Source organism: Butyricimonas hominis (assembly GCF_014287455.1).
Classification (GTDB): Bacteria; Bacteroidota; Bacteroidia; order Bacteroidales; family Marinifilaceae; genus Butyricimonas; species Butyricimonas muris.
This window is the reverse complement of record NZ_JACOOH010000002.1, coordinates 373,699-386,102: the sequence shown is the minus strand read 5'-3', so window position 1 is coordinate 386,102 and position 12,404 is coordinate 373,699. Positions and strand designations below refer to the sequence as shown.

Genomic DNA, 12,404 nt, shown 5'->3' with positions numbered 1-12,404 from the left:
ATGAACCTATTTATCGTTTAGCTTCCCCGTGCGGTCCCGGCAATCCGTCACGGAAACGGATACTGGCATGCGTACCGTCGCAGAATGGCTTGTTGGACGAGGCACCGCAACGACAAAGAGTAACCCGATTGCGAAGTTCGTATTTTACCCCCTCCGTGTCGTCAATAGGAATCCCCCCTCTCACGAACAGCGGACCACTGCAACGTTCCTGAGGATCTTCAAGTAACACGAGCGAGGGAGTCAGCCTGTTCTCGATAAACTCACCTTTCTCCTTGTCCCACGCCTTCAGTCTTCCGGCAGGACAATAATTCGCCTCGCGCACGGTAAGTTCACGTGCTTCCTTATCGTCGGATTCCTCGACAAGATTCCACACCTTACCGTAAGCATCACAAAAACGGGCAAAAGCACAATATTTCTCGTTATCCGTCAATTCCAATTCCGGACCGTCGAACACGTCGGCGTTATCGAGTAAAGGTATATTATCGGCAGTCAGCGAGGGATCCCAATTGGTGGTCAAATGGCTACCGTCACAAAAGGGGTGATTCTTTGATGCACCGCAACGACAAAGCGCCACGGGGTCATCTTCCAAATCGAACTCGATACCGTCGCGATACGACCACGAAGTACCTTCCTCATTTTGCACGATAAACTGTTGTTTCATGGGTGGACGCCCGTAGACCATATAAGGTCCTTTGCGATCCACCACGATAGAATACTTATGATCGTTCAGGGGTGTCCCCGGTTCTATTTTACGCTCTTTCATGACTTATAAGATTTATAACATGATAGATATATCGTAAAAAAATAAGGTTTTGTTTCAAGAAATCACCACATTATTTCTTCACCCGCGTGAAAAAATAATGTTCTTCATTCGATAGTTCCGGGTTAAACGTGAAACCGTCCCAACGAAAAGACTTCAACTCCTCGGGGTTCTCGATACGGTTGAGCAGAATGTGACGGGTCATAATACCTCGTGCTACCTTGGCATAAGTACGAATTGTCTCGTATTTCCCGTCACGCCACTCTTGAAACTCCGGTGTGATCACCTCCACCTTTTCCCGGATCACGTCCATTTGTAACGCCCCTTGTATATCAAGACTGGCGAGGTTTACCATAATACCACCGGCAGAACGTACGGCATCCAGCAACGGGATTGTCAACTTGGGCGTCCAATAATCGTAAAGATCACCCCCGTTTGTTCCATTCAATTTTACCGCGAAAGCGATACGGTACGCCTGTATCAGATCAAGCGGTCGTACCAACCCGTAGAGCGTTGAAATAATACGGAGATGATTCTGGGCATATCTCAGATCGTCTACCGCAAATGAAGCAGGAGCAATAGCTTTGAACACACTCCCGTTATATGCCAGCAACGCCTGTTTGCGAGGATTCGACAAACTACCGAACTTTTGATAACGTTCGTAATTCTCCTGAGCCAACTTATCACTGATCTTCAACATTTTCTCTAAATCGGATGCCGAAAAACGACGCATCTGTTCCGCGAGATACTCCGCCTCGGTCGCGTACTCGGGTATAGAACCCGGAACATCTTTCTCTACCGCGGACATATCCATGGCCTTTGCCGGTGATAAAATAATCAACATAACTTCTAATGTATTTCTTCAATTTTATACCCCGCACCCTCGAATGCCTTGCGCACGGAACGGGTATCGCCCGTTTGCAACGTCACTGTCAGTACTTTATCGGGATGTTTCAAATCAACAGTCCAATCCGTAACGTCCCTCGTGCTATTCAAGTACGGGGTAACTTTTGATACGCAACCATTACATTTTAGGTTTGTCTTGAATCGAAATTTCTTTTCCATGTCTAATCTGTTTATAAAGTTTACAAGATATGACTATCATTACCTGACATTGCAAATTATCATTTATATGTTTACGAATACAAGTGCTTCTATGTTTCAAATGACAGGCATATAAAGTATTAGATCACCAAATTCCATACCAAGGGTAAACTTTTTTTTGACATTATTATAGGATCTCCATAAAATCTTTGCCTGTTCCCGTGTCTACCTACCGTCCGCAAGGAGAAAAATGAAACAATTCGTTGTTTTTTATAAAATATTCGCGTAACTTACTTCCCGGCTATAAATACAAATGATCAAGAAGGAAAATATAAAACATACAGCTATGAAAAGAAAAGATATTACCCTCCACGTGGCACCAGAGGCTCTCATGGCTCTTGCTCTAATATTGGAAATGAAACTCGATGAATGGGACGAAGACCCGCAGAAAGAACTTTACATGCTCATGCCCGACCTCATTGATGAATTCAAATATACCATAGACGAAATGACCAGACAGGGTACTCTCGCCAGTAAAATATTCGGGAAAAATCGTGAAATACGTCCGGCAAAAATCACCTTTACCAGCACAAAAGGAGAACACGTGCTATATCCCACGCAAGACCTGCCCGTGGTGGACGGTTGGCATATCCTGTTTATCGGCGGAAGAATAAAAATCGGGGTAAAAGGACAAAAACTCACCCCTGTATCCATAAGGCAAGGAAAACTCGTGCCGAAAGCTATCGACATAAACGAAATCTACAAAAAGCTAGTCATAGGAGCCGGCTTCGCCTACTATGAAATGGAAGATGAATTGCTCGATATCACAGACAAAGGCGCCGTCCCAATCACAGGATGCTCCATTGAATGGGAAAAAAGCGACTTCTGCCTCTGAAAATAAAAGTTCACAAGCCTACACTCAAAGAAACAACATCAAAATCACCTGCGCCAGAATTACCCGTACGAACATCGTCAACGGGTAAACTGTCGCGTATGCCACGGAAGGAGAATCATTATCCACGGTCGTGTTGACATAATTCAACGCCATCGGATTAGACATACTCCCGCACAACATTCCCGCCACCGAACCGAAATCAATCTTCATCCACTTGATTGCCACAGCCGCCACAAGCACGACAGGAACCACCGTGATAGCAAAACCGAGAGCCACCCACAACGCTCCTTCCGGACGAAAAACCGTTTCGAAGAAATGCGTACCGGCATCCAGCCCAAGACAAGCGAGATACATCGAAAGTCCCAAAGCCCGCAACATCAAGTTCGCGCTAATCGTCGTGTAAGTAATCATATGTATCCGAGGACCGAAAGCACCGACCAGAATACCCATTATAATCGGACCTCCCGCCAATCCCAACTTCACCGGAAAACTGATACCGGGAATAGCCAAAGGTATTGAACCGAGCAACAAACCGAATACCATACCGATAAACACCGCCACAAGATTAGGTTCGTCAAGGTCTTTCACGGCATCACCCACAGCTTCCCCCACCCGGGCAATAGCAGCCTCCTCACCAACCACATTCAAACGGTCGCCCAACTGCAAGACAAGATCAGGTGTCGGCAAAAGCACGATTCCCGCTCGGTAAATACGAGTCACGTTAATCCCGAACTCGTTCCGTAGGCGCAATGTCCCCAACCGCTTCCCGTTAATATCGGGACGTGTAATCACGATACGATGCGACACGAGTTGGTTATCCACGGCATTCCAGTCGATATCCTCCTGATTCCAATCCGTCGTGTCCCGCTCACCAATCATTCCCGACAAAGCGTCAACATCACTTTCCGTGATAATAACCAGCAAACGATCGCCAAGCTGCACTACCGTGTCGGAAGCCGGAATGACTACCTTCCCGTCACGCCACAAACGGGAAATCACGAATCTCTTCGACGCCATTCGCGCTATATCTTTAATTGTCTTGCCCTCCACGCCGGGATTGCTCACGTTCAACCCCACAACAATCGTCTTCTTATGCTTATCATCATTCGATTTCTTGAAAAAGATATTCGAGGCAAAAAGTTTACGCACGAAAATCACTGCAAGAATCACCCCGACTACCCCCAACGGATAAGCCACCGCACATCCCAACGCTATATCGGAAGGAGTCATCGTCGGATCTCCCATCTGCTTCAACGTCTGTTGCGCCGCACCCAACGCCGGGGTATTTGTCACCGCACCGCTGAGAATACCTACCATGTCCGGCAAAGATACCCCCGTCGTCCAATGAAAACCCAAAGTCAGCATTACCCCGAGAGCCACCACGACCATCGCCAGTATATTCAACTTCAAACCGCCCTTTCCCAATGACGAGAAAAAACCGGGTCCCACCTGCAAACCGAGAGCGTACACGAAAATAATCAACCCGAAACTCTCGGCGTAATTCAACATCTGCGGATCAATCGTAAGACCGAAATGGCCTGCCATAATACCGGCAAAGAACACGAACGTCACCCCTAACGATACTCCCCAGATACTGATTTTCCCTAAAGCCAATCCCACTGCCGAAACCAGCGATATCACGATTACCGCCTGAATAACAGAGTGTTCTACAAATAAACTATTCAACCATTCCATATATTGAAATTTGAATGCCAAAATTAATAAATTTTCCTACCTTTGCAACAATCAAAGTTGGATTATGGAACGCGTGAAAAACAAAGAATCGATGTGTACCGGGTTTGAAGATATCTTCAAACAGCACTTTGCAACTCTATGTACCCACGCTACTACTTTCGTGAACGATCCGGACGCCTCGAAAGATATCGTTCATGACGTATTTCTCAGCTTGTGGAGTCACCGGGAAGAAATAGACTTTTCCCGTCCTATCCTGCCTTACCTGTTCAGCCTTACCCGCAACAGGGCAATCAATTACTTGGCACACCGGAAAGTAGAGGACGCTCACGCACAACAGGCACTTGTCGAGGAACCGGTATATACCCTATCCGAGCCTTCCGATCGGGATGAACTCATCAACCGTATCATAAAACGAATAGACCAACTTCCGGAACGTTGCTCGCGGGTGATGAAATTATGCTTTATAGAATGCAAAAAATATAAAGAAATAGCGGAAGAACTTAACATCTCGGTCAACACCGTTAAAACACACGTAACCACCGGATTAAATATATTACGTGATGAGTTTCCCTCTTCTCTGCTATTACTTCTTCTCGTTCACGAAGACTCTTTGCGCAACGATAGCACACCGGAGGGCTATCAACGATAATCAAATTATTAGAAATTTACATAACAAATCTTCTTCTCTCCACGTTACAACGAAAAATATTAAATAAAAACGGAGGAAAACATATCTCATTTTAAATTTTTCGTTATGACTAAACCAACTAAGAACATCACTACAACTCAACTCGCGCTAATGACCGCCGCTGCGGTAATCAGCCTGCGAGGTTTACCAATGATGGCACAAGAAGAACTTACCATGTTCTTCTATATATTCTTTGCCACCTTCCTGTTTCTTATTCCCGCCGCCCTTGTTGGAGCGGAATTAGGTAGTGCTTTCGCCTCCAAAGGAGGAGGCGTCTACACGTGGGTAAAAGAAGCTTTCAACCAACGGATGGGATTTGCCGCTATCTTCCTGCAATGGATACAGAACGTGGTTTGGTATCCTACCGTCCTCGGTTTTGCCGCCGCATCCATCGCGTACATGATAGGCAAACCCGATCTGGCACAGAACGGAATGTTTGTCGGATTATTCTCTATCATCATGTACTGGTTTGCCACGTGGGTAACCCTCAAGGGGACTTCCACCGTATCCAAGCTCACCAGCCAAGGCTTCTTGATCGGAACGGTATTACCCGGAATCGTCGTCATCGTTATGGCTATCATCTGGGTGGTTGATAAAAACCCGATAGCTCTGGAACACGTGCCGGCCACCGTTTCGGAAGTTGTAAATATAGACGCCGCACATCACGTGCATCCCCGTCTGTTCCCTCACATCACAGGAATGAGCGATATCGCTTTCCTTGCAGGAATATTACTTCTTTTTGCCGGAGTTGAAGTACACGCCGTACACGCCCAAGAATTACAAAACCCTCAAAAACAATTCCCGGCCGCCATGTTCCTCGCGGCGTTGATCTCTTTCGCGTTGTTTACCCTAGGAGCTTTGGCAGTGGCAATCGTCACCCCTTATGACCAGATAAACCTTCAATCGGGATTATTTACCACCTTCCAACAATTGTTCGACCATTACCATGTCGGCTGGCTATCCAACGTGATGGGACTCCTTGTCGCTTTCGGGGCTCTCGCCGGAGTTATGTCATGGATATCCGGCCCCAGCCGCGGTCTACTCTGGACAGCAAAAGACGGACAACTTCCCGATTTACTGAAGAAAACCAATAAAAACGGGATACAAATTAACATCCTTATCATACAAGGATGTATCGTTTCCGTTCTATCTTCACTTTACATGATCATGGACGACGTCAGCGTTGCATTCTTCCTGTTGAGCGCCCTCACGATCGGATTGTACTTACTTATGTACATGATGATGTACGCCTCCGGCATTAAGCTGAGGTACACGCAACCCGACCTTCCCCGTAGTTACCGGGTACCGGGAGGAAATCTGGGAATGTGGCTTATAGCGGGCATAGGCTTTCTTGCAGTACTATTCTCCTTCGCTGTCACCTTCTTCCCACCATCCCAACTACCTGTCGGCAGCCCGGCAATGTATACCGGACTTGTCGTCATAGGAACCGTGGTATTCTTCTCCATCCCATTCATAATCAGTATCGCGATGGAAAAGAAACGCCAACGAAGCGGACATTAACCGCATAACATACCGAGAGCGGTAAGTTTTTCACTTATCGCTCTTTTTTTTATGCACCGGGATATTCCCCTCTTTTACAAAACCGGAAGTGCTTCCGGATCTATCTTTTCAAGAATATCAAACTCCGTGTAAGAAGTCTTTGCTACCGCTTTCCGATGAGTCGTTGTCTCCTTCGCCAGTAAATACGTTATTTTCCCCTGACTGTCTATCGTGTATCCTTCCACATAAGCATACCTCACATCTTCGGGAATACGCGTTCTTCCTTGTTCATCCGGAGTAACTCTTCTAAAACCGGGAGTAATTATCCTGATCCTCTCATTTACATCAAACTTCTTATTGGCATCTATATACTGCTGCCTCAAAGTATCTTGTTGCGAACGAGCATCAATAATAATATCCTCAAGTGCCTTCATCTGAGATAAATAATCCTCTCTATTCATGCTACTTTTGAAATAAAATAAACATACCTTAATACATCATCACTGTTTTACAAATATATACAAAAAAATATAAACACCACATTTTTCCACGAAAAATGATTTTAATCGAATAATAAAGGAAATAGCCAAATCTTCCTAATCCATTAACGAGTCTACAACTATCAGAAAAATTCACATCCCGAAATTTCAATTCAAAATCATATTCCCACCAAAAAAACATTTCAAAATCACGCATTTTATTCTAATATTGAAATAATTTATTACATTTGTGCGACAATTCGAATTTGTTAAGAGGGCGAACGGGAAAGCAAACGGGAAATACGCCCTCTTTTTTTATTGCGTTAGATTGGTGTAAATAAAAGTATTAGGTCATGTTTCAAATTCCCGGGGATAAGTTCGACGAAAAAAAATTAAAAAAAGTTCATTTTTTTCTCACCCATTTTCGAGATGAATCTGTGATATAAGAAAACAAGAAGAAAAAAGCTAAAAATGGACGAAAAATACGATAGAATAGAATTTATTCTTTCTCATTTGAGGGAGCCGGAGAAGTTGTTGGACGAAAAGTTTATAGAGTGGCTACTTATCAAAGAGAACAAAGAATTGTTCGAGGAGGTAATCTTGAATCGAGAGGCGTTTTTACGCGAGGAGTACGGGCGGCAGATCGTGGTGAGCGAGGAGTGGAAGAAGTTCCGGCAAAAGGTACAAGAAAAGAATATGACTTCACAAAGGAGTCGAACGATACGGCAACACCGGGTTGGAAGGAGAGCGTGGCTATCCGTGGTTGCATGCACGGGCGTGTTGCTGAGCGTGGCGGGAGGATTGATGCTAAAACAGCATTTTACAAAACAGAAAACGATTCAAGTGGCAAAAGAAGTACACAAGGGCAAACAAGGTGCCATATTGACAACCGCATCGGGACAAGTCTACGATCTGACTCAAACGGAGATTCACTTGGAAACACCTCAAGGTACACAGATCGTGAACGACACCTCGAATTTACTTGCCTATCAAACCAATAGCCCGGCAGGTTCACAACATCAACAGGTTCGGGATTCACAGATAATACTTCCTTCCTACCACACGATACAAATCCCGGCAGGAACAGACTATGGAGTGACACTTACCGACGGGACGCGAATATGGTTGAACTGCGAATCGAAATTACGCTTTCCCGAACAATTCGAGGAAGGGAAACCGCGAGAGGTGTTTCTCGAAGGAGAAGGATTCTTCCAAGTCGTGCATGCCGAAGGATGGCCTTTCATAGTAAACACGAAGGGCATGAAAGTACAAGTGACGGGAACGTGTTTCAATGTAAAATCTTATCCCACCGAAGACATCGTGCATACCACGCTGGTGGAAGGTTCCGTTTGGGCTTACACCGACAAATCGAAAGTGTTGTTGAAACCCTCGGAGCAATTCCGTCTGGATAGGATAACCGGAGAAACTTCCGTCCAAAAAGTGGACACGGACTTATACACGGGATGGGTGAAAGGGATGTTTGTCTTCCGCAACCAACGTTTGGAAGACGTGATGAACGAGGTGGCTCGTTGGTACGGGATGACAATCTTCTACACCAACCCGGAAGCGAAAGAGATAAAAATTTCGGCAAATCTGGATAAATACGAAGAAATCGACAACTTACTGGAAATTATCAACGAGAGCGGGAAAGTGCTTGCCGTCCGGAAGGCAAACACGATTACCGTTCAAACCCGATAATAAGAAAAGGATCGGGGCCTGCTCCAACATTTCCCGATCCTAGGAATTAATTAGTCATTAATTAACTGAACAAAGTTATGAAAAAAAGATGGAAAAGCGTTTTTCCCTCCGGGGGAAATACGCGAAAAATGATTAGATGTATGAAATTGACATTACTATTACTCACGTGTTTCGTGATACAAACCTTTGCCGGGGCGAACGCGCAAACCGTCACGATCAAGAAGAAAAATGCCACCTTGGAAGAGGTAATCTGGGAGTTAAAGCAACAAAGCCACTTCACCTTCATGTACAATGATACGGACATTGCACCCGTGAAAGGCATCACGCTTAATGAAACCGATGTAGACATAGAAAAGATTCTACAAAAATGCTTGGAGAACACGAACTTGGAATACGTCGTTCTAAATAACGCTATTGTTATCAAACTCAAAGCCAATACACAGGACGAAAAAAAATCTATCACGTTAAAAGGTTGGGTTTATGACAAGAAAAAAGAACCGATGCCGGGAGTAACTATAAAACTAGCTAACACGAGCATTGGAACAGCAACAAACAATAAAGGTTGGTTTTCTTTACAACTTCCAACAACCAAAGGCTCTTTAGAATTTTCTTTCGTGGGTTTCAAAACACAAGTCATCAACTTCACGGAAAAAACAGATACCCTCCGCATCACCCTAGAGGAAGACATACAAATGTTGGACGAAACTGTCGTTGTTGCCTATGGAAATACCACGAAAAGAAAAATGACAGGCGCAGTGTCAACGATAAAGGCTGATGAAATAAAAGGAATTCCGACATCAAGTATTGCTAACCTATTACAAGGACGGGTAGCCGGTATGGATATAACCAATATCTCCGGAGCACCGGGAGGAGGCGATATTGCAGTCACAATCCGAGGTTACAACTCATTAGATGTCGAACAAAAACGTCGTTTTTCCAATCCTTTATGGGTGGTGGACGGGATGCCGTTAAACTCTTTTACTTCACCTATCACGGGAGCAAACTTATTGGCTGATTTAAACCCGGATATGATCGAATCAATTCAAGTATTAAAAGATGCTTCCTCTGCGGCAATTTATGGTTCACGTGCAGCAAACGGAGTAATTATTGTTACCACGAAAAAAGGATTGAAAGATCAAGATGCTACATTTTCTGTCAATTTTTCCCAATCATGGAGCATTCTGCCACGTTATCCCGATTTAACGTCAGGACGAGCAGAACGAGCCTTTCGTTTGGCTGCCAATAGAAAGTATTATCGTGCATATTTAGATAAAGAAACCAATCGCTGGAAATACCCGACTTCTTTAAAGGAACAATACGAACACAATACACAAGGAGCCACATTAGACAAAAATTGGATTCCAAACACGGAATATTGGGGAACAGGAAATGGCACGATGTTTCAAGATAGTTTAAATCCTTTTTACAACAATTCCACGAATTTTTTCAAAATGTATTTTGAAACAGGTAAAATTACAAATGCAAACATTCAAACGTATGGAGGTACAACGAGAACAACTTACGCCATCGGATTAGGTTTATACGATGAAACAGGTATTTATAAGGGCACAGGATACCGGAGAATTGATCTAAATGCCAATTTAAATGTGAATCCGGTAAAAAAATTGACTGTAGATTTACGTTTTAACGCTTCTATCACACGAAAAAAACGGGCAAGTTCAAATGCTTCTGAAAATTTAGCTTATTCGGAAAATGCAGTCCCAATAGAAACAGTCCCGGGAGAACCCTATCAATTATCATCCTTATTGCCAGGAGAAGGTTCCATCGTGTGGGAGCAAGCCCTAAACGCATACAAAGGTACAAAAGAAAACAATCGTTCCGTACGCTTAAGAACGAACATGAAATTAGGTTACGAAATCATAGAGGGATTGAATATTTCTTCTTCCTTGGCTGCTGATTATGTCATTGACCGTCGAAACTATTTCCAACCGGCAAATTTAAGCTATTCCGGTTATTCTAAAAGCATCGGGGAAACGGGGATAAATCTCATGGTTCTAAATGAAAATTTATTGACATACAAAAAAGTAATTCATGAAGACCATCATGTTGACTTTGTAGCCGGTTTCTCTTACCAGTATGATCAAGAGGAATACAACGGAGGATACGCCCAAAATTCACCAAGTGATAAAATATATTATGCCCCGGATGGAATGCCGGATATCGGGTATGAAGATTGGGGAGGTGGCGAATCTCGTCCAATCGCTTTCAAAAATTATCAATCCGACATGCAAGAAAAATGTTTACTCTCTTATTTTGCCCGTTTGGAATACGGTTTTCGAGATAAATATCTACTTTCATTTAGCATTCGCAGGGACGGAAGTTCCACATTTGGAAAAAACAACCGTTGGGGAACTTTCCCCTCTATCGCAGCAGGATGGAATTTTTCTGAAGAAAACTGGATAAAAGAACACTTAGCATGGTTCTCTTTCGGTAAAATACGTGCAAGTTGGGGACGTTCTGGTATGCATTTCGCACAAAACTATTTAGCATTAGGAATCTTTGTCACGGATATTCCTTACATGGGTAACGGAATGATTCGTCCCCAATGGTTTGGAGGACTATATAATGATAAATTGAGTTGGGAAGAAACCGACCAATATGATTTTGGGACTGACTTGGATTTTTTTGACTATCGCTTAGGATTTACGGTTGATTATTATTATCGGCTTACAGACAAATTACTTGATAGAATCAATTTACCCACAGGCTCTTATCAACGATATGATTCCCAATGGCAAAATGCAAAAACAATTTCAAACGAAGGTATAGAACTAATGGTTCGTTACGAGATATTCCGACGTCCCGAGCTGTATTGGAAAATTTCTATCAACGCTGCCAAAAACTGGAATCGCTTCAAAAAATCCACGAACGGAAAAGATGACGGAGCCGAACGAATTATAGGAAAAGCTTTAAACGGAATTTATTTACCTAAAACAGACGGCTATATAAATTCACAAGATGAAATACCCGTGTTCTATAATTCTGTTGGTGTAAGTCATTATCTAGGAGGAGATGAAGGTAATAGTACTTATTTCAAACCCGGGGATTACAAGTTCATTGATGTGAACGGTGACGGACAAATCGGTTTTGAAGACCGAGTATATTGTGGCAGTGCCTTACCCGAGATAAGCGGAGGAATTGTGAATGAAGTACGTTGGAAAAATTTTGATTTGAATATGCTGATATCCTATCAATTAGGACGACATATGATAAATTATATATCTAAAAGATGTTTGGGCATGCCCGGTGAATACCCCGCTATCGCAATGAATTTAAATAAAGTAACTTTCTGGGAAAAAAACGGAGATAAATCAGATTTCCCCATGTGGCAAGGAAATGCTGACCACAACTGGGGTAGCGTTAAGGATGACGTAGAAAAAGTAAACTGGTTAAAGCTAAAGACCGTAACTTTAGGCTATTCGCTCCCCCAAAATTGGATCAAACGTTGTGGGCTTTCAGAATTACGTTTCTTTGCCAGTGGAGAAAACTTGTTCACGTGGACAAACTATTCCGGTATAGAACCGGAAACGGTGGATATTCGCTCCGGAATAGATGGAAACAATGGAGCATTACCCTATCCATTGGCTCGCAAGTTTACTTTAGGTTTAACGATAAAATTCTAAA

General features: G+C 43.6%; 11 protein-coding genes. 5 read left to right on the top strand and 6 right to left on the bottom strand.

Translation table 11 applies throughout. From position 1 onward, the window contains the following. Window positions 1–10: 10 nt before the first annotated feature. From H8S64_RS05175 to H8S64_RS05165, 3 genes are all read right to left on the bottom strand, one after another. Window positions 11–763, bottom strand: coding sequence for a CDGSH iron-sulfur domain-containing protein (locus H8S64_RS05175; RefSeq protein ID WP_186975246.1), 753 nt, complete (start codon window positions 761–763; stop codon window positions 11–13). A 70-nt stretch (window positions 764–833) separates the two neighbouring features. Next, window positions 834–1,604, bottom strand: coding sequence for a YaaA family protein (locus H8S64_RS05170; protein WP_186975245.1), 771 nt, complete (start codon window positions 1,602–1,604; stop codon window positions 834–836). Between the two features lie 5 nt (window positions 1,605–1,609). Continuing rightward, window positions 1,610–1,825 (bottom strand): heavy-metal-associated domain-containing protein, encoded by a 216-nt coding sequence (locus tag H8S64_RS05165; RefSeq protein ID WP_186975244.1) that lies wholly within the window; start codon window positions 1,823–1,825, stop codon window positions 1,610–1,612. A 325-nt stretch (window positions 1,826–2,150) separates the two neighbouring features. Between H8S64_RS05165 and H8S64_RS05160 the strand changes: the two genes are divergently transcribed. Beyond that, window positions 2,151–2,699 carry a hypothetical protein gene (locus tag H8S64_RS05160; RefSeq protein ID WP_186975243.1) on the top strand — a complete coding sequence of 183 codons (549 nt, stop codon included), beginning with the start codon at window positions 2,151–2,153 and terminating at the stop codon, window positions 2,697–2,699. A gap of 24 nt (window positions 2,700–2,723) precedes the next feature. Here H8S64_RS05160 and H8S64_RS05155 read toward each other — a convergent pair whose 3' ends face one another. Continuing rightward, window positions 2,724–4,394, bottom strand: a complete 1,671-nt coding sequence (locus H8S64_RS05155) for a putative transporter (RefSeq protein WP_186975242.1) — start codon at window positions 4,392–4,394, stop codon at window positions 2,724–2,726. Window positions 4,395–4,458: 64 nt separating this feature from the next. On the opposite strand from H8S64_RS05155, the gene H8S64_RS05150 reads away from it, so the two are divergent. Further along, the gene (locus H8S64_RS05150; RefSeq protein WP_186975241.1) at window positions 4,459–5,043 is read left to right on the top strand and encodes an RNA polymerase sigma-70 factor; all 585 of its coding nucleotides are present in this window, start codon (window positions 4,459–4,461) and stop codon (window positions 5,041–5,043) included. Between the two features lie 105 nt (window positions 5,044–5,148). Next, complete coding sequence (locus H8S64_RS05145) at window positions 5,149–6,603, top strand: amino acid permease (protein WP_186975240.1); 1,455 nt, start codon at window positions 5,149–5,151, stop codon at window positions 6,601–6,603. A gap of 74 nt (window positions 6,604–6,677) precedes the next feature. Here H8S64_RS05145 and H8S64_RS05140 read toward each other — a convergent pair whose 3' ends face one another. Further along, window positions 6,678–7,043 (bottom strand): hypothetical protein, encoded by a 366-nt coding sequence (locus H8S64_RS05140; protein WP_099292225.1) that lies wholly within the window; start codon window positions 7,041–7,043, stop codon window positions 6,678–6,680. A gap of 489 nt (window positions 7,044–7,532) precedes the next feature. On the opposite strand from H8S64_RS05140, the gene H8S64_RS05135 reads away from it, so the two are divergent. Then, window positions 7,533–8,759 (top strand): FecR family protein, encoded by a 1,227-nt coding sequence (locus tag H8S64_RS05135; protein ID WP_099292223.1) that lies wholly within the window; start codon window positions 7,533–7,535, stop codon window positions 8,757–8,759. A gap of 61 nt (window positions 8,760–8,820) precedes the next feature. Here H8S64_RS05135 and H8S64_RS22480 read toward each other — a convergent pair whose 3' ends face one another. Further along, the gene (locus H8S64_RS22480) at window positions 8,821–9,108 is read right to left on the bottom strand and encodes a hypothetical protein (RefSeq protein WP_255469435.1); all 288 of its coding nucleotides are present in this window, start codon (window positions 9,106–9,108) and stop codon (window positions 8,821–8,823) included. Window positions 9,109–9,145: 37 nt separating this feature from the next. Here H8S64_RS22480 and H8S64_RS05130 point away from each other — a divergent pair, with 37 nt between their 5' ends. Continuing rightward, a complete protein-coding gene (locus H8S64_RS05130) occupies window positions 9,146–12,403 on the top strand; it encodes a SusC/RagA family TonB-linked outer membrane protein (protein ID WP_255469434.1) in 3,258 nt (1,085 codons plus the stop codon). Window position 12,404 lies beyond the last annotated feature (1 nt).